The organism is Duganella sp. GW821-FHT07G03 (assembly GCF_059418605.1).
In genome coordinates this window covers 12,921-34,470 of the sequence record NZ_JBWKQE010000034.1, presented here as the reverse complement: position 1 = coordinate 34,470, position 21,550 = coordinate 12,921, and the positions used below count along the sequence as shown (strand labels likewise).

Genomic DNA, 21,550 nt, shown 5'->3' with positions numbered 1-21,550 from the left:
CCTGGTCATTGAGGTTTGGTGGGACGAATGCCGGTGTACTGCGCCGAAGCGAGCTTCCACTTGCCGCCCTCGTTCACGGCGACGTAGCCGGCGCGCAGCGCGAAGTTGCGCTTCTCCGCATTCACGGTCACGCTGCCGGACAGCTTGACGACCACGGTGCCGGTGTTGCCGAACATCTGGATCGCCGGCTCGGACACTTCCATCGTCGGCGCTTCACGCTTGTTGGCGGGCAGGTAGAAGCCCAGCACCTTCTCGCGCGGGTCCACCTCGCCGAGCGGCGACACCTCATAAAAGTCGCGGGTGACGATGGCGTCGATCTTCGATGGTTCGAAATCGCGCTGCGCCTCGGTATAGCTTTGCACCAGTTTGAGCAGCTGCTGCGGCGCGCTTTCCTGCGCATGCAGCTGCGCCGCAGCGAGCGCGATCGTCGCCAGCAAAACAGATTTGAAGTTCATACGGTCTCCTTATTGGCCGGCGGCCGGACTGTCATCGGCGGGCGCCGCTTCGTCCACGCGCGGCAGGCGCATATTGCGACCGCCTTGCAGCAGCGTTACCGCATCCACCTTGCCGGCCGCATCGCGATGCAGCTCAAGCTGCGCATCGACCTTGCGCAGGAATAGCTTGTCCGTCGACTCGGCATAAATCGGCAGCGACGCCTGGCCTTGCAACTGGGTCGTCATGCCGCCGTTGCTGGTGCGCAGCCACAGGCGGCGGCCGTCCGCCATTGTGTAGGTGCCAGCGATGGCGGCCATCTGCTCGGCCGACAGGACGATGTCCTTGCGCTCCGCCGGCAGCACGTAGTTGCCGCCGTGCGCGGTGGCGGTCAACGCGGCGGTCAGCGATTCCAGCTGGCTGCCTTCGACATTACTGAGCACGATCACACTGACCTTGTCGGCCATGCGGTAGCGCACCTCGGTGGCGAAACCTTCGATGCCGCCGCCGTGGCCCACTTCCTTGCCGCCGTCCTTCTGCTGGATGCCCAGGCCGAAACCATAGCCGGAGTGGTAAGGGGTGGTCATCGCCTCCAGCGACGCCGGCGACAGCAGCTTGCCTTCATACAGGCCGCGCTGCCAGCGCAGCAGGTCGCCGGTGGTCGAGTACAGCGCGCCGGCGGCGTGCGGGATGCTCATGTTGATAAAGCCGGCGTTTCTCATGCCGTCCTTGCCGCGCGCATAACCGGCGGCGCGGTTCGGCAGCACGTTGGCGTTCCAGTCGTAGCCGCTGTCCTTCATGCCGAGGGGTTCAAAAATATTCTGGCGCACGAAGGCGTCGTAGGTCTGGCCGCTGACCTTTTCGATCAATGCGCCCAGCAGCACATAGCCGGTATTGCTGTAGTTGAAGCGGGAGCCGGATTCAAACTCCAGCGGCTTGTCGCGCACCAGCGCCACGGATTCCTCCGGCTTCTTGGTGAACGGCTCGATCGTCTGGTATTCCTTGGTCGACGTGAAATTGGCGATGCCCGAGGTATGGTTCAGCAGTTGGAAGATCGTCACCTTGCTCCACGCGGCAGGCAGGCCGCCGAGGTATTTGCTGACCGGATCGGAGACGGCGAGCTTGCCGCGCTCCTGCAACAGCAGCACGCTGGCCGCCGTGAACTGCTTGGTCACGGAGCCGAGGCGGAACTTGGTGCTCGGCGAATTGGGGATATTCCATTCCAGGTTGGCGGCGCCGTAGCCCTTGTCCAGCAAGACCTGGTCCCCCTTGGCCACCAGCACCGCACCGGAAAAATGATCCTGGGCGACGGCCTTGTCGACCAGCGTTTCGAGACGTTTCAGATCCTGCGCCTGCACGGCGCCCCCCAGCAGCACGGCCGTAGCCAAGCCCATGGACAGCATCCACTTGCGATGTTGCGACATATTTTTATCTCCCGATGCGGATCGCTCTCAATTGGCGATCAACCGGCGTATGCTGCCATCATCTTATTTTTTTCGCAATCGCTTTATTTCCCGCTCAGCGCGGCGATCAGGCCATCGGAGGCGTCTTCGATATAGTCCAGCACCATGTCGAAACCGCGGCCGCCGCCGTAGTACGGATCGGGCACCACCTCGGATGCGCTGCGGCGCGCGTGCGCCATGAACAGCCCCAGTTTATGCCGGTGCTGCGGCGGACAGGCCGCCTCCAGCAGCCGCAGATTATCGTGGTCCATCGCCAGCACATAATCGAAGGTTTCGAAATCGCTGGCCGCCACCTTGCGCGAACGCTGCGCCGACAAATCGTAGCCGCGGTTGGCGGCATGTTCCATCGAGCGCGCATCGGGCGGTTCGCCGACATGGTAGCCGTGGGTGCCGGCGGAATCGATGAGGAAGCGCTCGGCCAGGCCGGCCGCCGCGACGCGATGGCGAAACACGCCCTCCGCCGTCGGCGAGCGGCAGATATTGCCCATGCAGACAAACAGCACCGAAGTTTTTGCGGTCACGCCCACTCCTTATATAATCAACATGGTTGTATCTTATAGATTTTAAACCAAATGAGCCTCCCCAACGACCAGTCCCCGCGCGCCGAGTATGCGCGGCGCATGAACCGCGTGTTGAACTACATCGACACCCATCTGGACCAGCCGTTGGAACTGGCCCAGTTGGCCGACGTCGCCAACTTCTCGCGCTTCCACTTTCACCGCATCTTCCAGTCGTGGATGGGCGAAACCCTGGGCGACTACGCGCGCCGCCGGCGGCTGGAAAAAGCCGCGTTCCGCCTGAGCTGCACGCCACCCGTATCGGTGCTGGAAACGGCGCTGGCCACCGGCTTCGGCTCAGGCGAGGCCTTTGCGCGCGCCTTCAAGCTCAGGTTCGGCTGCACGCCGACCCAGTGGCGGCGCGACACCCGGCAGCGGCTGGCCTCGCAAGCGCTGGGCGGCAACCGCCGCGCTCAGAGCAATCTGGATCAGGTGTTGAGCAACTACGATCAGACGCCGCAAACCGGCATCGGCGACGATGACATCTCCAACCACGAATCAGGAGATTTCAAGATGGACGTTAAAGTGATTGATTTGCCCGCCGCGCGAGTCGCCTATCATCGCCACATCGGCCCTTACGGTCCCGGCATCGGCGCCTTCTGGCGCGGCACGGTGGCGCCATGGATACAGTCGCATGGCCTGGACCAGCAAGTGTGCTACGGTGTCAGCTACGACGACCCGAGCATCACGCCATCCGACAAGTGCCGCTACGACGCCTGCGTCACAGTGGCGGAGAACTTCACCGCCACCGGCTCAGCCGACATCGCCACCCTGCCCGGCGGCCGCTACGCCGTCGCCCATTTCGAAGGACAACCCGCCGAGATCAGCGACGCCTGGACCTGGATGACGCGCAACTGGCTGCCCTCCAGCGGCTTGCAGTGCGACGACCGCCCTTGCTTCGAAATGTTCAGGCCTGACCTGGCGATGGCCCCCAAGTCCTGCGCGATGGTACTGGACATCTGCATACCCGTTCGACCGCTATAAGGAGCAAGGCATGGTTCAGGTATGTGGCTGTCGCCTGGTCGACATTGACGACGCAGTACAGGGCGCGTTGCTGCCGTTGGCGCTGCTCTATCCCGCCGACGGCGTCGAAACGGCCGAACACTTCGGCCCCTATGCGGTGAACCTCGCCAGGGATGCGCCGCCGGCCGACGGCGCGCATCCGCTGGTGCTGATCTCGCACGGCAATGCCGGCACCCCGTGGGCCTACCGGCAAATGGCCAGGCACCTGGTGCAGGCCGGCTTTGTGGTGGCGCTGCCCGCGCATACCGGCAATACGCGCAACGACAACAGCCTGGCCGGCACCGCCGCCAACCTTGCCAACCGGCCGCGCCACATCACACTCGCCATCGATGCGGCGCTGGCCGACCCTGTCCTCAAACCCCATATCGCCGCAGACCGCGTGGCCGTCATCGGCCATTCGATCGGCGGCTATACGGCGCTGGCGGTGGCCGGCGGCCAGCCCTGGTTCGGCCCGCACGAAAGCAGGGACGGCCAGCCGCAGCCGGTGCCGGTGCAGGCCGACGCACGCGTGCGGGCACTGGTGCTGCTCAATCCCGCCACGTTCTGGTTCGTCGCCGGCTCGCTGCAAAGCGTGCGCGTGCCGATCCTGATGCGCACCGGCGAAAAGGACGACATCACGCCGGCTGAACATGCGCAGAAAATCATCGGCGGCGTGCCGGATGCGGCGCTGGTCGAGCACCGCGAGATAGCAGGCGCCGGCCACTTCGCTTTCATGAGCAAGTTCCCGCCGGAGATGACGCGGCCAAACTTCAAGCCGTCGCAAGACCCGCCAGGCTTCGACCGCGACGCCGTCCAGCCGGCGCTGTTCGCCGACATCACGGAATTCTTGCGGCGGACGCTGACCGCCAGCGGCGAAGTGTGATATTTTTCACATTATCCAATGTACGAGCGAGGGAACCACATGCAGCAAGAACTGAATTTTCCGCAGTTTGGCCGTGGCGGCAGCTCACGTCGTTCCAGCCTGGCGCTGATCGTCGCGCTGCATTTGCTGGTTGCCTGGTTCATGCTGCAAAAGGCCGGCAAGATCAGCCTCTTCGTCGTCGAAGCGCCCAGCCGGATCACGCAAGTCTCGATGTTCAGTTCCGGCGCGGGCTCCAGCACCGCAGCCGCCGTCGACATTCCGGTCAAGCCCATGCCAACACCGGCCTTACCCCGCTTGGACTTTGGACCAAGCTTCGCCGTCAAAGCGGAAGCCACCACGGAAGACGCAGCGGCGGTACACGCCAGCCCCACCTCGCAATCGAAATCCCAGGATGAGGCGCAAGGGTATGGCGTATCGACGGTTTCGGGCGCAGGTGCTGGCGCCGGTGCGGCACAAGGTAAAGGCGCAGGCAGCTCGGCAGGACCGGATGATTTCGAATCGTTGCCGGCGGCGGTGCTGGCGGTCGAATGCGACACGCCGAATTATCCGCTCGATGCCAGGAACAGAGGCCAGGAGGGCATGGCCCGCATGGCCTTGCGGATCGACGCGCAAGGCCACGTTGCCGAGTCGCGCATCATGAAATCAAGCCGTTCACTGGCGCTGGACCGCGCATCGCGCAACGCCATCGCCCTGTGCCGCTTCGTGCCACCGATGCAAAATGGCGTAGCGGTGGGCGGCTGGGTGTCGCTCAATTACATCTGGAAGCTGCGCGCAACCATAGGCGTCTTCCGCGACTCACCTTGACCCGGACGCCGGCTGCCATTCCCGCTTAACGCAACAGTCACTCCGTCGCCAGTATCACCCTCAGGGCATCGACCAGCTTCGCGCATTCCTCGTCCGTGCCGATGGAGATGCGCAGGAACTGGTCGATACGCGCTTGTTTGAAGTGGCGCACCAGGATCGCCCGCTCACGCAGGCCCGCCGCCAGCTGTGCCGCGTCGTGGCCGGGGTGGCGGGTGAAGATGAAATTGGCCGCCGACGGCAACACCTCGAAGCCCAGCGCCTGCATCTGCGCGGCCAGCCACCCGCGCGTGGCGATGATGGCTTGCGAGGTCCGCTCCATGTGGGGCAGATCGTCGAGCGCCGCCACCGCGCCGGCCTGCGCCACCTGCCCCAACGGGTAGCAGTTAAAGCTGTTCTTTACGCGCTCCAGGCCCGCGATCAGGTCGGGATGGCCGACGGCATAACCGACCCGCAATCCGGCCAGCGAACGCGATTTGGACAACGTCTGGATCACCAGCAGATTGTCATAGCGGTCCAGCAGCGCGATGGCGCTTTGGCCGCCGAAGTCGACATAGGCTTCGTCGATCACCACCACCTGCTCTGGATGGTCCGCCAGCAGCGCTTCGATCCGCTCCAGCGGTAGCGCAATGCCGGTCGGCGCGTTCGGATTGGCGATGATGATGGCGCCGCACGGCCGGCGATAATCCTCGACGTCGATTTCGAAGCGTTCGTTCAGCGGCACCTGCACTGCCGTGATGCCGTACAAGCTGCAATAGGTCGGATAAAAACTGTAGCTGATGTCCGGGCAGAGCAGCGGCAGCTCGTGCTTGAGCAAGGCGTGGAAGGTGTGCGCCAGCACCTCGTCCGAGCTGTTGCCGATGAAGACCTGCTCGCGCGCCAGGCCGAAGCGGCGCGCCACGGCATCCTTCACGACGGCGTTGCCGGGATCGGAGTACTTGCGCAGCTGGTCGCCGACGGCGGCCTGCATCGCCGCTATCACCTTGGGCGACGGGCCGTAGGGGTTCTCGTTGGTGTTGAGCTTGACCAGGCCAGGCATCTGCACCTGTTCGCCCGGCGTGTACGGCGTCAGTCCGTGGACCACATCGCTCCAGAAGCGGCTCATTGCAGTGCTCCCAGCGCGCGTTCGATATCCGCGATCAAATCGTTGACGTCCTCCAGGCCCACGTTGAAGCGCACCAGGATGCCCTGGTCCTGCCAGTCCTTGCGCATGTGCTGGATACGGTAAGGCATCACCAGGCTGTTGGCGCCGCCCCAGCTGTAGCCGATCTTGAAAAACTTGAGCGCGTCGATGAAGCGGTCGGTCTGCTCCTCGGTATAGCGCTCGTCGAACAGCACGGAGAACAGGCCGCCGGCGCCGCTGAAGTCGCGCTTCCAGATCTCGTGGCCGGGACAATCGGTGAAGGCCGGATGCAGCACCTTGGTGATTTCCGGGCGCGCCTGCAACCACGCGGCCAGCTTGCGCGCCGCCGCGTCGTGCGCGTCGAAGCGCAGACGCATGGTCGGCAGGCCGCGCGAGACCAGGTAGGCGTCGTCCGCGCCGACGCCCATGCCGAGCCGCATATGCGAGAGGCTGAGCTTTTCGTGCAATGCTGGATCGCGCGTGATGACGGCGCCCATCAGCACATCCGAGCCGCCGGACTGGTACTTGGTCAGCGCCTGCATGATGATGTCGACGCCCAGCTCGAAGCCGCGCAGCGCCAGGCCGGCCGACCAGGTGTTATCCAATGCGACCACCACGCCGCGCTCATGCGCCGCCTTGCAGATGGCCGGCAAGTCCGGCACTTCCATCGACACCGAACCCGGCGCCTCGGTCCAGATCAGCTTTGTGTTCGGCTGGATCAGCGCGGCGATGCCCTCGCCGATCAGCGGATCGTAGTAGCGCGCGGTGATGCCGTAATCGGCCGACAGCCAGCGCCCCAGCTCTCGGTTGGGGTTGTAGACGTTATCGGGCAACAGCACGTCGTCGCCGGCTTTGAGCAGCGCGAAGTCGACCATCGCGATGGCCGCCAGGCCGCTTGGCGCCAGCAGGCAGTACTTGCCGTCCTCGATCTCGGCCAGGCGCGCTTCCAGCGTAAAGGTGGTCGGCGTGCCGTGCAGGCCGTAGGTATAGGCGTTCTTCTCTTTCCAGTCGCCCGAACGCATGGCCGCCACGTTCTTGAACAGCACCGTCGAGGCGTGGTGGATGGCGCCGGGGAAAGCGGCAAAGCCTTCCGGGGCCTGGTAGTCGGTATGTACGAGTGCGGTCTGCGGGGATTTTTTGATAGTCATGACCTGATTATAAACGCTTTGCGCGATCAGATTTTACGCTGGCCGCGCCGCCCCCTGGCGCGCATCAGGTGCCAGCTGGGGTCAACAGCATTTGCTCCACTGCCGCCAACAGCTCGTCGTTCTCGAACGGCTTGCGTATCACGCCATGCGCCCCCAGCGTCAGCGCCGCCCGCAGGCGCTCCTCGGTGTCGGCGGACACCACTAGTGTCTTCGTCGGTGCTAAAAGCTCGGTGCGTTGCAGAAAACGCAGGACGTCCAGGCCATCCAGGCCGGGCATGCATAAATCCAAGGTCATCACCGACGGCTTAAATGTCGACAGCATGGCGCCCGCTTCGAATCCATTGGACGCGATCGCTGTTTCAAAGCCCGCTCCGCGCAGCACACGCTCGATCGCGCGCGCCATCGCCGGTTCGTCATCGGCGATCAGCACGCGCCTGGGCACGGCGTCCGCACGCGAACGGTCGGGGATGCCGTTTTCGCGCATGAAGCGATGCAGCTCGTCTGGCAGGACCCGGCGATCGCCTCTGCCCGGCAGTTTATACGCCTGCAATAAGCCGCGGTCTATCCAACGCAGTACGGTTCGAAAATTGACCCCGCAAATGCGTGCGGCCTCTCCTGTGGTCAATACGTCTTCCATGTGTCCATCCTATCTTTTACGTCATGTAAGTTCTTTTTCGCAGGATAGTCAGTTTGGTCGAAATTGGCAATCTGCATCACCGTCAGTCGACGGCAAGCATGTCGGGCATGATGCTCTCCAGTTGCAAGCGGAGTTCGAGGTGGCGCGGCTGGCCGGGCGCCATCCGGTCGATCAACGCCAGCACCTCGGCCGCCTCAGCCAACAGCCCCGGCTCGTAACCGCGCTTTTGTACATGCGAAATCAGTATCTGCGCGGTATTGAGCAAAACGCGCAGATTTCCCGGCAACTTCAGGCGCGCGGCGCGCATCCACTCAACCGCGTCTTCCAGCTTATCGGTCTTCCACAACAGCACCCCGCGATTCATGATGTCGGTCGCCTCCTTGCGCGCATTTTCGATCAGTTCGAGACCCTCCTCGCCCATCTGCGCGCACGCGAAGACCTTCTCCACCGCGTCGCGCACGCTCTTGTCGTCATCGTTGTTCTGGATGATGTGGCACAGCAGCTTGACCGCAGCGTCCTTGATGCCCACTTCGAGCAGCAAGGTAGCGATATCCATGCAGATATTGGGGGACGGCAGATCCGCCGCGGTCGCCGTGGACAGCATCGCTTCGAACTCTTCGGCGATCAGCATCGCGGCGCGTTGATCCTGATTATCCAGGTACACCAGTCCTTCGGTGATTCTGGCGCGCAGCTCGCTGGCGGCGCCGGCGAACTTTTTCTGTACCGTGGCGAGGATCTGCAACGCCTCCTTGGGCGCCTTCTTGATACCGCATACCCGCGCCAATGCAAAATAGGGATCCGCGGTTCTGCTGATCGAGTGCTCGCCGACGCTGATGCATTTGCGGAAAGCCTTCTCCGCCGCTGCGACGTTGCCCAGCCCTAGGGAAACCTCGCCCAGCGACTTTTGCCGCGTCACGGAATTGGGCGACAATTTGGCGGCCCGCTCCAGCACTGTGCCGGCCTGGTCGTGCTGCCCCAGCTGTTTGTGCGCAGCGGCAAGCTGATCGTAGGCTTCCAGGTACAGGCTGTTGCCGTCGATAACGCGTTGCAGCATTTGGCAGGCCCCGGCATAGTCGCCGTCCTGCAAATGAAGCTTGGCCAGCCCGGCCTTGGCCCAGGTGCAATCGTGTTGGCATAATATCGTTTCATAGATGGCGCGCGCCTTGTCGCGTTCTCCACATTTAAGCAACAGATTGGCCTTCATGCGCAGCAAGTCGTTTTCATGCAACTTGTTACCGGCGATCTGCATGTCGCACAGCGCGGCCGCGCCGGCATAGTCTTTGCGCGCGTAGGCCAGGTCAATCCGCTTGAACACCTGCTTCTTTTGCCAAATGCGATTCAGGCGGGTATTTAACATGCCCTCGGTGATCGGTTTGATCAGATAGGCATCGGGATGATATTCCGCCGTACCCATCACGGAATCGGCGCCTTTCTCGGCCGACACCATGACGAATATGCAACTTGGATTGAGCAAACTGCTGCTGCGCGCCTCTTCCAGGATTTGCTGGCCGTTACGCCCGCCGTCCAGGTGGTAGTCGCACAAAATGACGTCGTAGCGCTTGTTGCTGATGAGGGCGATCGCTTCGGCGCCATCCATCGCCTGGTCGATGGATTTCGCGCCCATGTTGCGCAGGCTCTCGCGCAGCAACTGACGGATGCTCGCGCAGTCATCGACCACCAGATAGTGCTTGTCGCCCCAATTGACCGATTTTGCGGTGGCATCCGGCGCCTTGCTGGCAAACATTTGGTTCATGGCAATTCCTTTCGGCGGAGACATTGCCAATCGGCAATCCCATGATTCCAATGTAGACCATCGTGACTATCCTGTCAAACGAGACTTTCAGGCTTATCGATCAATCAACACTCCCTCCAGGCACCCATCCCTGCGCAAAAAAAAAGCAGACCACGTTTCCGCAGTCTGCTTTTCATGCCAACGGCAACTGGCTTATTGAGCCTCGCCCCACAGGTCGTGGGCGTCGGAGGTGGTGATCTTGACGTCGAAGAACTGGCCGACGGCCAGCTTCTTGTGCGGCTCATACGGCGGCTTGACGTACACCACGCCGTCGATTTCCGGCGCGTCGGCGCTGGAGCGGCCGACGCCGCCGCTGCGGTTGACTTCATCGATCAGCACGCGCACGGTGGTGCCGACCTTGGCCTTCAGGCGCGCTTTCGAGATCTCTTCCTGCAACAGCATCACGCGGCCGCGGCGCTCTTCGCGCAGCTCTTCCGGCACCGGATTGGCCAGTTCGTTGGCGGTGGCGCCTTCGACCGGCGAATAGGCGAAGCAACCCAGGCGGTCGATCTGCGCTTCCTTCAGGAAGTCCAGCAGGTATTCGAATTCGGCCTCGGTCTCGCCAGGGAAGCCGGCGATGAAGGTCGAGCGGATGGTCAGGTTCGGATTCATCGCGCGCCAGGCCAGGATGCGGTCCAGGTTCTTCTCGCCGCTGGCCGGACGCTTCATGCGCTTGAGTACATCGGGATGCGCGTGCTGCATCGGGATGTCCAGGTAAGGCAGGATATGCTCGCCCATCATCGGGATGACCTGGTCGACGTGCGGGTATGGGTACACGTAGTGCATGCGCACCCAGGCGCCGTAGGACTTGGCCAGCTCGCCCAGCGCTTCCATCAACTGCGTCATGTGGGTCTTGATCGGGCGACCGTTCCAGAAACCAGTGCGGAACTTGACGTCGACGCCGTAGGCCGAGGTGTCCTGCGAAATCACCAGCAGTTCCTTGACGCCGGACTTGAACAGGTTCTCCGCTTCCAGCATCAACTCGCCGATCGGACGCGAGACCAGGTCGCCGCGCATCGAAGGAATGATGCAGAACGAGCAGCGGTGGTTGCAGCCTTCGGAAATCTTCAGGTAGGCGTAGTGCTTCGGCGTCAGCTTGACGCCCTGCGGCGGGATCAGGTCCAGGAAAGGCTCGTGCGGTTTAGGCAGGTGCAGGTGGACAGAGTCCATCACTTCGGCCAGCGCGTGCGGGCCGGTCACGGCCAGCACCTTCGGGTGCACCTTCATGATGATGTCGTCGCCGGCGGCGTCTTTTTTCGCGCCCAGGCAACCGGTCACGATCACGCGGCCGTTTTCGGCCAGCGCTTCGCCGATGGCGTCCAGCGATTCCTGCACCGCGGCGTCGATGAAGCCGCAGGTGTTGACGATGACCAGATCGGCGCCGTCGTAGGACTTGGCAGTCTCGTAGCCTTCGGCACGCAGCTGGGTCAGGATCTGTTCGGAGTCGACCAGCGCTTTAGGGCAGCCGAGCGAGACGAAGCCGACTTTAGGCGCAGGTGCGCCGGTTGCGGGCTTGGGGAGACGGGAGAGTGGTTGCGATTGCATGATAGGTTGCTTTATACGCCATGAAAATTACGAGCAATCGAACATTATACCCCATTGGCCATAGGGAGATCATGATAGGATAGAGGCTAACCCAGTGGCCCGCATCGGCGCGGCTTCCATCACCCAGTTCAGGAGAATTCGTGGCAACGCTGAAAGACGTCGCAGTGCTCGCCGGTGTAGGCATGTCGACAGCATCGCGCGCCATTTCCGGCGCCGGTCCGGTGTCGGCCGAGGCGATGAAAAAGGTCCAGGCCGCGATCGAACAGCTCAACTTCCGTCCCTCGTCCATCGGCCGCTCGCTGTCGGCGCAGTCGCTGGGCATGATCGGCATCTTCACGCCCTCCTTCTTCGGCGCCTACTATGGCACCATCCTCAAACAGACCGACGTCGAATTGCGTGCCATGCGCCGGCACGTGGTCGTGGCCACCGGCTGCGGCGACGGCTCGCCGCGCGACGAGGCGGTGGAAGCGGTCAAGTTCCTGATCGGCCGCGATTGCGACGGCATCGTGGTGCTGGGTCATGACCTGTATGACGAGGACCTGATCTCGCTGCAGAAAATGCATCCGAAGATGGCCTTCCTTAATCGCCGCAGCCCGCAACTGCCGGACGCCTCGTTCTGCCCTGATCATTATCGCGGCGGCGAACTGGCGGCGCAGACCTTGCTGCAGGTGGGGCACCGCGAACTGGCGGTGATTTCCGGTCCGGCCTCCACGTCGGACAACAAGGAGCGCCTGGACGGCTTCTTCGCCGAGCTGCAACGCAGCGGCATCGAGCGTTCGGCTGTACGGTTGATCGAGTCGGACTTTTCGCGCGAGGGTGGCTTCGGCGCCACGCAGCAGTTGATCAACGAAGGCCTCAAGTTCACAGGGCTGTTCTGCGCCAATGATGAAATGGCGGTTGGCGCCCTGTCCTGCTTCCACCGCGCCGGCATCAACGTGCCGGACCAGGTTTCCGTGATCGGTTATGACGATGACTACTCGGCCGAGTATTCGTCGCCGGGCCTGACGTCGGTGCATATCCCGATGCAGCAGTTGACGCAGAACGCCGTGCGCTGGCTGCTCAACCTGTGCTACGGGACCCAGCACGAAATCGTCCGCGACTTCCCTGTCACGGTGACGATGCGCGGCTCGGTCGCTCCGCGCAAATGGTAAAAAGGCCGGCATCGCTGCCGGCCTTCCTCTTAGAACTTCATCGAAACGCGCCCGCCGAAAGTGCGCGGGTTGTTGTAGTACGCCGCCCAGATCTGCTGCGTCGGCTGGCATGGCGCGCCGACCTGCGTGCAGACTTCGATGGCGTCATACTTCACGGCCTTGTCGGTCGCGTTGTTGACGAACAGCTCCGCCGTGTAAGCCTTGTTCAGCGGCTCGTAGCGCACGCTCAGGTCCAGCGTGGTGTAGGCCTTCTGCTGCTTGACACCCGGATGGCCCGGCACATCGGTATTGAACGCTCCCGAACCGACAAACGATTCCGCCTCATAGTGCGCCGAGGCGCGCGGCGTGATGCGGCCCTTGGCGGTGTCGAAGTCATGCTCATACATCAGCGTCGCCGCAAACGTCGGCGCATGCTTCAACACGGCGCCACCGACATTGACGGTCGGTGCGGTAGTGCCGCAAGCCTTCCGCTTCGATCCCCTTCACCGAGGCGCCGGCCGCGTTGAAGTTTTGCAGCGTGTTGTTGACCACCTGCGATTCCAGCTTGTCCTTGTACTTCATCCAGAACGCGTCCAGGTTCAGCGACAGCTTGCGGTCGAACAGGTCCGACTTGAAGCCCACTTCGTAGCTGGTCAGCTTCTCTGGCTTGGTGGTGGCGCCGCCGTCGCCGATGGCCGGCGAGTGGAAGCCGGTGGTCACCGAGGCGAAGGTCAGGATGTCCTTGGTGGGCTTGTACTCGACGCGGCCCAACCACGTGGACTGGCCGTATTTCAGGTCGGCCGTGTTGTCGCCGTAGGTATTGCCGCAGGTCTGCTGGTTCACCACGCCACCGGGGCCGATGTTGTGGGTGTTGATGGTGCCCACGCCCGGCGTGACCAGTTGCGCGATCTGGTTCGGGGTCAGGTTGACGGTGCCGCGCGGCGCGTTGTCCGGCCAGTTCGGGCAGGCCCAGTTCTGGCCACCGATGTCGAACTTGTGGTCCTTGGTGTAGCGCGCGCCGCCGGTGACCTTCCACAGCGGATCGATGTCGTAGCTGGCCTGCGCGAACACGGCTTTCGAATGCAGCTCGCGGTCGCCCTGGATGAAGGACATCGCCGATGCGTACTGGCCGACCGTAGGCTGCACGAAGATCACGCTGCCGTTGGCGATATCCTGGTCGAGCATCGCCTGCGAAATCTGGCTGCGGTCGATGTCGAAACGGATCTTGTTCTTCTCGCGGAAGAAGAACAGGCCGCCCACCCATTGAAGCGGCGATTCCGAATCGGAGCGCAGCTGGATCTCGTTGGAGACGCTGTCGAACTGGCTCCACTCGGTGCGGTTCTCGGCCTTGAAGCCGGGGTAGAAACCGGCGTCGGCATCGCTGCCGTTGGTGCGCTTCAAACGGCTCCACGCGCCCAGGTACTGCGTCGCCAGGCCGTCCATTGGACGCCATTCAACCTTGGCCTTGGCGGTGATGATGGACTGGTCCAGCGTGCCCGGCGTGTCGATCAGCGCCGAGCGCAGGTCCTGGCCCGGCTTCGGTTCGGCCGACAGGTAGATGTTGCCGGCGCCGGTGTCGCTGTAATAATCGCCGATGAAGGTTGCCTTCAGGTCGGGCGAGAACTTCCACAGCAGCGAGGCGCGCGCGCCCTGCTGGTCGCCGGCGCCGTACTTCTTGGTGCCCGGCTGGACGTTCGAGCCTTTGAGGAAGTCGACGTAGCCGTCGTGCTGGTCCTTGATGGCGGCGATGCGCAACGCGATGTCCTCGCTGAGCGGGATGTTCATCATGGCCTGGGCCTGGATATGATGGTAGTCGCCCAGCGTGATGCTGGCCGAGCCGAAAGTCTTGGTGGTGTTCGGCGCGCCGGACACCAGGTTGACCGCGCCGGCCGTGGAGTTACGGCCGTTCAGCGTACCTTGCGGGCCGCGCGCGACTTCGACGTGGTTCAGGTCATACATCAGCGCCGTCGCGCCTTGTGGACGCGGCACGTAGATGCCGTCGACGTAGAACGCCACGGCAGGGTCACCCAATTCGGTATGGTTGGCCGAGCCGACGCCGCGCATGTAGACGTGCACGCCGCCCGAATCGCTGTGCGGCTCCACCACCAGGCTAGGCACCATGGCGGTCATCGTCGCCAGATCCTTGACCTGATTGTTGGCCAGCGTGTCCTGCGTGTAGGCGGTGATCGCCAGCGGCGTGTCCTGCACCAGCGTGTCGCGGCGGGTAGCCGTGACGATGATCTTTTCCACTTCGCCGCCCGCTTGCGCCACCGGCGCGGCCTGCTGCGCCAGGGCGCCGCCGGCAAACGCGAACTGCGCGATCTGCGCAATACTCAAGGCTAAAATCGTTTTCTTCATTTTGTCTATCCTCGCTTCTTCCATCAATTAAGTTGGCGTGCCCTGTTCTCTATGACAGTTTATACACGAGTGGAACCGGTACCACCGCAAGACGCACCGACGCGGCGGGCCATGCCGTGGCGGCCCGGCACTATTCGTTGGGGGTCAGTTCCGGCATCGTGCCACGCGTGGCACGATGCCGGAACTGACCCCCAACGGTTTTCTGACCCCCAACGGTTTTAGAGCCGCTGTTCGCTGGCCCCGTCGAAAAGTGAAATGCGCTTGGTGCGGATCGAGAAGCTGATGTCCCTCTCGGTTTCGAGATGCTGCTGGTCCTGCACGATGCCCGCGACCTGGGTGCCGTGAAAGTCCAGCCACAACACGCGGTGCGCGCCCATCGCCTCGATCAGCGAGACCGATGCGCACACCACGTTTTCAGCGCCGTCGCAATTGCCGACGTCGATGTCTTCAGGCCGCACGCCCAGCACGCATTCGTGCCGGACGTGCTGAGTGGCCGGCTGCTGCTTGAATGGATAATCCGTCACATCGACGGACATGTGAGCGTTGCGGAACACGGTGCGTCTGCCCTCCTGTTCCAGGCTGCCCTTGAACAGGTTCATGCCCGGCGAACCGAGGAAGGTGGCGACGAACAGGTTGGCCGGCTCGCTGTAGATGTTGGCCGGGGTGTCGAACTGCTGCACCACGCCGCCCTTCATCACGGCCATGCGCTGCGCCAGCGTCATCGCCTCGACCTGATCGTGGGTCACGTAGATCATGGTGGCGCCCAGCTGCTTGTGCAGCTGCTTCAGTTCGCGCCGCAGTTCGGTGCGCAGCTTGGCGTCGAGGTTCGACAGCGGTTCGTCGAACAGCATCACGTCCGCTTCGCGCACGATGGCGCGGCCAATCGCCACGCGCTGACGCTGGCCGCCGGACAGGTTGGCCGGCTTGCGCTTCAACAGCGGCCCCAGTTGCAGCATGTCCGAAGCGCGCGCGACGCGGCGGGCGATCTCCGCTTTCGGCGTGCCGTTGATGCGCAGGCCGAAGGACATATTGGCCTCCACGTTCATGGTCGGATACAGCGCGTACGACTGGAACACCAGCGCGATGCCGCGATCCTTGGGGTCGGCCCAGGTCATGTCCTTGCCGCCGATTTCGATCTGGCCGGAGGTGGTGTCGATCAGGCCCGCGATGGAATGCAGCAGCGTTGATTTTCCGCAGCCCGATGGGCCCAGCAGCACCACGAACTCCCCTGCTTTCACGTCCAGGTTCAACGACTCGATGACCTTGTTGCCGCCCAGCTGAATCTGCAAATTACGAATAGCTACGTTAGACATGTTTAACCCTGAGTTAACCTTTAACCGCGCCGGAGGCGATGCCGCGCACAAACCAGCGGCCGGAAATGAAATAGAGAGCCAGCGGCACGACCGACGTCAGGATGGTCGCAGCCATGTTGACGTTGTACAGGCGCTCGCCGGTGGTGGTGTTGATGATGTTGTTCAGCTGGACCGTCATCGGCAAATGCTCGGAACCCGCGAACACCAGGCCAAGCAGGAAGTCGTTCCAGATGCCGGTGACCTGCATGATGACGGCGACCACGATCACCGGCGTCGACATCGGCAGCATCAGCTGCAGGAAGATGCGCCAGAATCCGCCGCCGTCGATACGGGCGGCCTTGAACAATTCCATCGGCAGCGCCGCGTAGTAATTACGGAACAGCAGCGTCATCACCGGCATGCCGAAGATGGTGTGGATCAGCACAATGCCCGGCAAAGAGCTGAACAGATTGACCGCAGCCAGCACGCGAACCAGCGGATACACCATCACCTGCACCGGAATGAAGGCGCCCATCATCAGGATGGCGAACAACAGGCCCGCACCGCGCGGCCGCCAGAACGACAGCGCATAACCGTTCACTGCGCCGATGGCGATCGACAGGATGGTGCTCGGCACCACGATGGCGACCGAGTTCCAGAAGCCGCCGCGGATGCCGTTGCATTCCAGTCCTGTACAGGCGGACTGCCACGCCTGCAGCCACGGCTCCAAGGTCGCATGCATCGGCAGCGCGAACAGCGTGCCGAGACGGATCTCTTCCATCGGCTTGACCGACGTCACCAGCATCACGTACAGCGGCAGCAGGAAGAACAGCGCCGCCACGATCAGGAAGCCGTAGACGCCGATGCGGGCCGGCGTCCACGCCAGCTTGCGGCGCGGCTTGATGGCCGGCGGCGCGCCGGCCGTGCTGTCGTTGGCGGCGACGCCCGGCGCCAGCCCTGCTGCTTTGTCCATTCCTGCCTTATCGAGTTTGACGACCTGCCCCATCATGCCCCCTTGGCCGCGCGGCGGTTGCGCACATAGTACAGCGGCGCGACGATGGCCAGCACCGTGGACAGCAGTACGATCGACGCGGCCGAAGCGAGGCCGATGTTGGCGCGGCCGAACAGGTAATCCATGATGAACTTGGCCGGCACTTCGCTGGCCGTGCCCGGGCCGCCCTGCGTCATCGCGACCACCGAGTCGAACACCTTCACCACCATGACGAACAGCAGCACGAAGGCGGTGGAGACGGACGCCCCGAGCATCGGCAGCACGATGCTGACGTAGACGCGCCAGCGCGGGATGCCGTCGATGCGGGCGGCCTTCCACAATTCCTCGTCCACGCCGCGCAAGCCGGACAGCATCAACGCCATCACCAGGCCGGAAGCCTGCCACACGGTGGCGATGACGATGGTGTAGATCGCCATGTCCTGGTCGACGATCCAATCGAACCTGGCGTCGGCGAAGCCCAGCTTGTGCAGCACTTCCTGGATGCCCAGTTCGGGATTGAGTATCCACTGCCAGATCAGGCCCGTGGCCACAAACGACATCGCATACGGATACAGGAAAATGGTGCGCAGCGCGCCTTCGGCCATCACCTTCTGGTCGATGAACACCGCCAGCAGGAAGCCGATGACCAGGCAGGCGGCGATGAATAGCACGCCATACACGGCGACGTTTTGCAGCGACAGCAGCCAGCGCTCGTTGTTAAACAAACGGATGTACTGCGAGGCGCCGACAAAGTCGCTGGCCGGGAAGGTGCGCGAGCTGCTGACCGACACGCGGGCGGTCCACAGTATCGTGCCCAGGTAGGCCAGCAGCACCGTCAAGGCCATCGGGATCATGGCGATGTAGGCGGCGATGGAAACGCTTTGACGCTTCTTGGCCATGGCTTATTGGTCCTTCAGCGCGCGGGCAAAGGCTTTTTGCGCGTCGTCCGGCGACTGGTTCTTGTTCCAGTAGCTGGTCAGCACATCCTGCAAGGCGCCAGTGGTGTCCGGGGTCGCCAGCATTTCGGCGTTCGGCAGCTGGCGGCTCTTGTCCTTGATGATGGCCAGGCCCTGCCTGGCGCAGATGTCCAGCGTCGATTCATCGACGTCGCCACGGATCGGGATCGCACCCTTGCGCGAGTTGAAGGCCACCTGCGCGGCCGGAGAAGTGACCACCGTCGCCAGCAGCTTCTGCGCCTTGATGGCGTTGGCGTCCGTGGTTTTCGGGAACACGAAGGCGTCGCCGGCGACGATATACGGCGCCTTGGGTCCGAAGCCGGGGAAGCAGCCGAAATCCTTGCCAGCCACCTGCTTGGCCGACGAGAACTCGCCCTTGGCCCAGTCGCCCATGATCTGTACGCCGGCCTTGCCGCTGACGACCATCGCCGTCGCGTCGTTCCAGTTGCGGCCCGGCGAGCCGGCATCCACAAAGGCTTTCAGCTTTTTGAAGTCGACCAGCACCTGCCTGAAGGCCGGGGACATCACGGCCTTCTGGTCGCGGTCGCGGTACACCTTGAGGTACAAGTCGGCGCCGCCGACCATCGCGAAGATGGCGTCGAAGGTGATCTTCTCCTGCCAGACCTGGCCGCCGAAGGCCAGCGGCACCAGGCCTGCGGCCTTCAGCTTGGCCAGCTGCCCCAGGAACTCGTCCCAGGTTTGCGGCTCGTTGGTGATGCCGGCTTTTTTATACGCGGCCTTGGAGTAGAAGAACCAGGCCGGCATATGAATGTCCACCGGCGCGGCGTAGAAGTGGCCGTTGATCTTGATCGCGGCCAGTATCGACGGTGGCATGATCTGGTCCCACTTGCCGGCGGCGGCCACGTCGTCGACGTTGTTCAGCAAGCCCTGCTCGACGAAATCGCGAAACTGCTTGGAGGTGTTGAACTGCGCGGCCGTCGGCGCATTGCCGCCGACGATGCGGTTGATGGTGGTGGCGCGCGACTGGTCGGCGCCAGCGATGGCGTTGTCGATCCACAGGCCGCCGGCCTTGTTGTACGCATCCGCGAACTGCTTGACCGCCTGGGATTCGCCGCCCGACGTCCACCAGTGGATCACCGTCGCTTTCAACGGTGCTTGTGCATGGGCTGCGCCGCATGCCGCCACGGCAAGCGCGATGGCGCCCGCCAGTTTTGATGCCTTGAACATTCTGTCTCCCAGTGGGCGTCGTGCGCCCATTTTATTCGGATAGCTTTGCCGGATGTCTAACTTTTTGCGGATCTCTCGGCCAAAAATTGCGCCACCAGCTTGGCGCTGCGTTTCAGCGTGCGCTTTTGCGTGGCGTAGTCGACGTGGATGATACCGAACCGGCGTTCGTATCCGAAGGCCCATTCAAAATTGTCCAGCAGCGACCAGATAAAGTAGCCGCGCACATCGACGCCGGCCTTCACCGCTTGATTGACCGCTTCCAGATGGCGGTTCAGGAACGAGATGCGCTGACGGTCGTCCACTTCGCCGTCCACCACCTCATCGTCGGTGGCCATGCCGTTTTCGGTGATGTAGATCGGCGGCAGGTTCGGGTAGTCGCGGCGGAAGCCGACCAGCAGATGGCGCAGGCCGTCCGGGTAGACTTCCCAGCCCATCTGGGTGCGCTCCACGCCCTCCAGGTCCACTTCGTGATAACCGTGCTTGCCGTCGCTGACGACGTTGGTGCGGAAGTAGTAATTGATGCCCAGGAAATCGAGCGTGCTGCCGATGATGTCCATGTCGCCGGCCAGCATCAGCGGCTCGGCGCCCGGCCACAGTTCCCACAGCGCCGACGGATAGGACTTCTTCAGCAGCGGGTCCAGCACCCAGTTGTTGTGCTGCAGCTCGAACAGCCAGGCCGCGCGCTGGTCGACGTCGCTGCCGCCGGTGCTGGTGCCGCGGCCGACATTGGCGACGATGCCCACTTGCGCCACCGGATCGTTGGCGCGCAGATGCGCCACTGCCAGGCCGTGGCCCAGCAACAGATGGTGCATGGCCTGCGTGGCGAAGACCACGTCCTGCCTGCCCGGCGCGTGGTGGCCGGTGCCGTAGCCGTGCATCGCCGAGCACCACGGCTCGTTCAGCGTGGCCCACGCGTCCACCAGGCCGGCCAGCTCCTTGCTGATCATGTCGGCGTATTCGGCGAAGCGATAGGCGGTGTCGCGGTTGACCCAGCCGCCCTGGTCTTCCAGGTGCTGCGGCAGGTCCCAGTGGTAGAGCGTGACGTAGGTCTTCAAACCCTTGGCGCGCAGCGCCGCCAGCAGCTTGCGGTAGAAGGCGATGCCCTGTTGATTCGGCTGGCCGTCCGACGTCATCACGCGCGGCCAGGAGATCGACAGGCGGTAGGCGCCGACATTCAGGCTGGCCAGCAGTTCGATATCCTCAGGCCAGCGGTGATAATGGTCGCAGGCGACGGCGCCGGTGTCGCCGGCCAGTGTCTTGCCCGGCGTGGCCGAGAAGGTGTCCCAGATCGAGGGGATGCGGCCGTCTTCGGCGACGGCGCCTTCGATCTGGTAGGCCGCCGTGGCGGCGCCCAGCAGAAAATCCCTGTTCCACAGGACCGAATCGGCCGGCGGCGAGAACGTCTCTTCCAGTGCAACTGATGCATCAACTACCACAGCAACTCCTTCGTCTATTCGCGGAGTGGAAACGCTTCCACCGATGATGTCGATAGTACTACTGAAGAAATTCTGGGGTCAACGAAATTCTGGATTTTTTGTAACTTACCTACAAAAACGGCACAGCGACCGAAGTGGCTGTGCCGTTTTCAAGGTGAAGGACCGTGAAGGATTACTTCTTGTCGGTCGGCGGCACGCCCGGAACGAAGGGGAAGGTGCCGAAGATGTTCTTGCTCTGGCTTTGCATCTGTTCTTGCATCTGCACGAACAGGCTCTTGCTCTGGTCGATGTAGTTGTTCATCATGCCCTGCATCATCGGGCCCTGGACGTTCATGAACTGGGTCCACATTTCCGGGCTGAATGGCTTGCCTTCCAGGCCGCCGGCGGTGGTGCCGGTGAACTTGCGCTGGATGTCGGTAAAGGCTTGCACGTTCTTTTCCAGGTAGGAGCCCATCATGCCCTGCATGGCGTGGCCGTAGAAGCGGATGATCTGGGCCAGCACGTCGCTGGAGAACATCGGCGCGCCGCTGGCCTCTTCTTCCAGGATGATCTGCAGCAGGATGCTGCGGCTCAGGTCTTCATTGCTCTTGGCGTCGACCACGGTGAATTCTTCGTTGTCCAACACCAGCTGCTTGACGTCCGTCAGCGTGATGTAGGAACTGGTCTGCGTGTCGTACAGACGGCGATTCGGGTATTTCTTAATCAGACGTTCAGCATTTTTTTTCGCACTACTCATCACAAGTCCACTTATTGCGCCGCAGCGCGTACTCTAACAATTCGAAAAAAAAGCGAACTTCGGTCCGCTTTCCCACTAGC

At 62.9% G+C, this 21,550-nt stretch carries 20 protein-coding genes; 4 read left to right on the top strand and 16 right to left on the bottom strand.

The genetic code is table 11. From position 1 onward, the window contains the following. Positions 1–5: 5 nt before the first annotated feature. From AC07OK_RS28895 to AC07OK_RS28885, 3 genes are all read right to left on the bottom strand, one after another. Entirely contained in the window at positions 6–455 is a 450-nt protein-coding gene (locus AC07OK_RS28895) for a nuclear transport factor 2 family protein (RefSeq protein WP_494693499.1), read from the bottom strand. Between the two features lie 9 nt (positions 456–464). After that, complete coding sequence (locus AC07OK_RS28890; RefSeq protein WP_494693498.1) at positions 465–1,856, bottom strand: serine hydrolase; 1,392 nt, start codon at positions 1,854–1,856, stop codon at positions 465–467. 83 nt (positions 1,857–1,939) lie between these two features. Next, a complete protein-coding gene (locus AC07OK_RS28885; protein ID WP_494693497.1) occupies positions 1,940–2,422 on the bottom strand; it encodes a low molecular weight protein-tyrosine-phosphatase in 483 nt (160 codons plus the stop codon). A gap of 45 nt (positions 2,423–2,467) precedes the next feature. Here AC07OK_RS28885 and AC07OK_RS28880 point away from each other — a divergent pair, with 45 nt between their 5' ends. Genes AC07OK_RS28880 through AC07OK_RS28870 form a run of 3 tightly spaced genes read left to right on the top strand, consistent with a single transcriptional unit; the run spans position 2,468 to position 5,141 of the window. Beyond that, positions 2,468–3,436: an AraC family transcriptional regulator gene (locus AC07OK_RS28880; RefSeq protein ID WP_494693496.1), complete on the top strand. Its 969-nt coding sequence runs from the start codon at positions 2,468–2,470 to the stop codon at positions 3,434–3,436. A 10-nt stretch (positions 3,437–3,446) separates the two neighbouring features. Further along, complete coding sequence (locus AC07OK_RS28875; RefSeq protein ID WP_494693495.1) at positions 3,447–4,337, top strand: alpha/beta hydrolase family protein; 891 nt, start codon at positions 3,447–3,449, stop codon at positions 4,335–4,337. Between the two features lie 39 nt (positions 4,338–4,376). Beyond that, positions 4,377–5,141: an energy transducer TonB gene (locus tag AC07OK_RS28870; RefSeq protein WP_494693494.1), complete on the top strand. Its 765-nt coding sequence runs from the start codon at positions 4,377–4,379 to the stop codon at positions 5,139–5,141. 37 nt (positions 5,142–5,178) lie between these two features. Here AC07OK_RS28870 and hisC read toward each other — a convergent pair whose 3' ends face one another. From hisC to rimO, 5 genes are all read right to left on the bottom strand, one after another. Beyond that, on the bottom strand, positions 5,179–6,243 hold the full coding sequence (hisC, locus tag AC07OK_RS28865; RefSeq protein ID WP_494693493.1) for a histidinol-phosphate transaminase: 1,065 nt from the start codon (positions 6,241–6,243) through the stop codon (positions 5,179–5,181). Continuing rightward, entirely contained in the window at positions 6,240–7,409 is a 1,170-nt protein-coding gene (locus tag AC07OK_RS28860) for a cystathionine beta-lyase (RefSeq protein WP_494693492.1), read from the bottom strand. The genes hisC and AC07OK_RS28860 overlap by 4 nt, the downstream gene beginning before the upstream one ends. 64 nt (positions 7,410–7,473) lie before the next feature. Further along, positions 7,474–8,046, bottom strand: a complete 573-nt coding sequence (locus AC07OK_RS28855) for a response regulator (RefSeq protein ID WP_494693491.1) — start codon at positions 8,044–8,046, stop codon at positions 7,474–7,476. A gap of 82 nt (positions 8,047–8,128) precedes the next feature. Beyond that, positions 8,129–9,799 (bottom strand): response regulator, encoded by a 1,671-nt coding sequence (locus AC07OK_RS28850; RefSeq protein ID WP_494693490.1) that lies wholly within the window; start codon positions 9,797–9,799, stop codon positions 8,129–8,131. A 192-nt stretch (positions 9,800–9,991) separates the two neighbouring features. Next, entirely contained in the window at positions 9,992–11,383 is a 1,392-nt protein-coding gene (gene rimO / locus AC07OK_RS28845) for a 30S ribosomal protein S12 methylthiotransferase RimO (RefSeq protein WP_492931885.1), read from the bottom strand. Positions 11,384–11,523: 140 nt separating this feature from the next. Here rimO and AC07OK_RS28840 point away from each other — a divergent pair, with 140 nt between their 5' ends. Further along, on the top strand, positions 11,524–12,534 hold the full coding sequence (locus AC07OK_RS28840; protein ID WP_494693489.1) for a LacI family DNA-binding transcriptional regulator: 1,011 nt from the start codon (positions 11,524–11,526) through the stop codon (positions 12,532–12,534). A 29-nt stretch (positions 12,535–12,563) separates the two neighbouring features. Here the strand turns inward: AC07OK_RS28840 and AC07OK_RS28835 are convergent, their stop codons facing one another. From AC07OK_RS28835 to phaR, 8 genes are all read right to left on the bottom strand, one after another. Then, positions 12,564–12,920: a hypothetical protein gene (locus AC07OK_RS28835; RefSeq protein ID WP_494693488.1), complete on the bottom strand. Its 357-nt coding sequence runs from the start codon at positions 12,918–12,920 to the stop codon at positions 12,564–12,566. Continuing rightward, positions 12,913–14,871 (bottom strand): TonB-dependent receptor, encoded by a 1,959-nt coding sequence (locus tag AC07OK_RS28830; protein ID WP_494693487.1) that lies wholly within the window; start codon positions 14,869–14,871, stop codon positions 12,913–12,915. The genes AC07OK_RS28835 and AC07OK_RS28830 overlap by 8 nt, the downstream gene beginning before the upstream one ends. Positions 14,872–15,089: 218 nt before the next feature. Next, positions 15,090–16,184 (bottom strand): ABC transporter ATP-binding protein, encoded by a 1,095-nt coding sequence (locus tag AC07OK_RS28825; protein ID WP_494693486.1) that lies wholly within the window; start codon positions 16,182–16,184, stop codon positions 15,090–15,092. A gap of 13 nt (positions 16,185–16,197) precedes the next feature. Then, entirely contained in the window at positions 16,198–17,136 is a 939-nt protein-coding gene (locus AC07OK_RS28820) for a carbohydrate ABC transporter permease (RefSeq protein WP_494693485.1), read from the bottom strand. 32 nt (positions 17,137–17,168) lie between these two features. After that, complete coding sequence (locus AC07OK_RS28815) at positions 17,169–18,053, bottom strand: carbohydrate ABC transporter permease (protein ID WP_494693484.1); 885 nt, start codon at positions 18,051–18,053, stop codon at positions 17,169–17,171. Positions 18,054–18,056: 3 nt separating this feature from the next. Further along, a complete protein-coding gene (locus tag AC07OK_RS28810) occupies positions 18,057–19,298 on the bottom strand; it encodes an ABC transporter substrate-binding protein (protein WP_494693483.1) in 1,242 nt (413 codons plus the stop codon). A gap of 56 nt (positions 19,299–19,354) precedes the next feature. After that, the gene (locus AC07OK_RS28805; protein ID WP_494693482.1) at positions 19,355–20,734 is read right to left on the bottom strand and encodes a GH1 family beta-glucosidase; all 1,380 of its coding nucleotides are present in this window, start codon (positions 20,732–20,734) and stop codon (positions 19,355–19,357) included. Positions 20,735–20,906: 172 nt separating this feature from the next. Continuing rightward, on the bottom strand, positions 20,907–21,470 hold the full coding sequence (phaR, locus tag AC07OK_RS28800) for a polyhydroxyalkanoate synthesis repressor PhaR (protein ID WP_020706485.1): 564 nt from the start codon (positions 21,468–21,470) through the stop codon (positions 20,907–20,909). Positions 21,471–21,550 lie beyond the last annotated feature (80 nt).

Excerpts from the sequence above, each read along its gene's own strand:
- AC07OK_RS28815 (WP_494693484.1), bottom strand. The coding sequence starts at position 18,053 with ATGGCCAAGAAGCGTCAAAGCGTTTCCATCGCCGCCTACATCGCCATG.
- hisC (WP_494693493.1), bottom strand. The coding sequence starts at position 6,243 with ATGAGCCGCTTCTGGAGCGATGTGGTCCACGGACTGACGCCGTACACG.
- AC07OK_RS28870 (WP_494693494.1), top strand. The coding sequence starts at position 4,377 with ATGCAGCAAGAACTGAATTTTCCGCAGTTTGGCCGTGGCGGCAGCTCA.
- AC07OK_RS28875 (WP_494693495.1), top strand. The coding sequence starts at position 3,447 with ATGGTTCAGGTATGTGGCTGTCGCCTGGTCGACATTGACGACGCAGTA.
- AC07OK_RS28810 (WP_494693483.1), bottom strand. The coding sequence starts at position 19,298 with ATGTTCAAGGCATCAAAACTGGCGGGCGCCATCGCGCTTGCCGTGGCG.
- AC07OK_RS28890 (WP_494693498.1), bottom strand. The coding sequence starts at position 1,856 with ATGTCGCAACATCGCAAGTGGATGCTGTCCATGGGCTTGGCTACGGCC.
- AC07OK_RS28830 (WP_494693487.1), bottom strand. The coding sequence starts at position 14,871 with ATGAAGAAAACGATTTTAGCCTTGAGTATTGCGCAGATCGCGCAGTTC.
- phaR (WP_020706485.1), bottom strand. The coding sequence starts at position 21,470 with ATGAGTAGTGCGAAAAAAAATGCTGAACGTCTGATTAAGAAATACCCG.
- AC07OK_RS28895 (WP_494693499.1), bottom strand. The coding sequence starts at position 455 with ATGAACTTCAAATCTGTTTTGCTGGCGACGATCGCGCTCGCTGCGGCG.
- AC07OK_RS28835 (WP_494693488.1), bottom strand. The coding sequence starts at position 12,920 with ATGTATGAGCATGACTTCGACACCGCCAAGGGCCGCATCACGCCGCGC.
- rimO (WP_492931885.1), bottom strand. The coding sequence starts at position 11,383 with ATGCAATCGCAACCACTCTCCCGTCTCCCCAAGCCCGCAACCGGCGCA.
- AC07OK_RS28855 (WP_494693491.1), bottom strand. The coding sequence starts at position 8,046 with ATGGAAGACGTATTGACCACAGGAGAGGCCGCACGCATTTGCGGGGTC.
- AC07OK_RS28880 (WP_494693496.1), top strand. The coding sequence starts at position 2,468 with ATGAGCCTCCCCAACGACCAGTCCCCGCGCGCCGAGTATGCGCGGCGC.
- AC07OK_RS28850 (WP_494693490.1), bottom strand. The coding sequence starts at position 9,799 with ATGAACCAAATGTTTGCCAGCAAGGCGCCGGATGCCACCGCAAAATCG.
- AC07OK_RS28820 (WP_494693485.1), bottom strand. The coding sequence starts at position 17,136 with ATGGACAAAGCAGCAGGGCTGGCGCCGGGCGTCGCCGCCAACGACAGC.
- AC07OK_RS28825 (WP_494693486.1), bottom strand. The coding sequence starts at position 16,184 with ATGTCTAACGTAGCTATTCGTAATTTGCAGATTCAGCTGGGCGGCAAC.
- AC07OK_RS28860 (WP_494693492.1), bottom strand. The coding sequence starts at position 7,409 with ATGACTATCAAAAAATCCCCGCAGACCGCACTCGTACATACCGACTAC.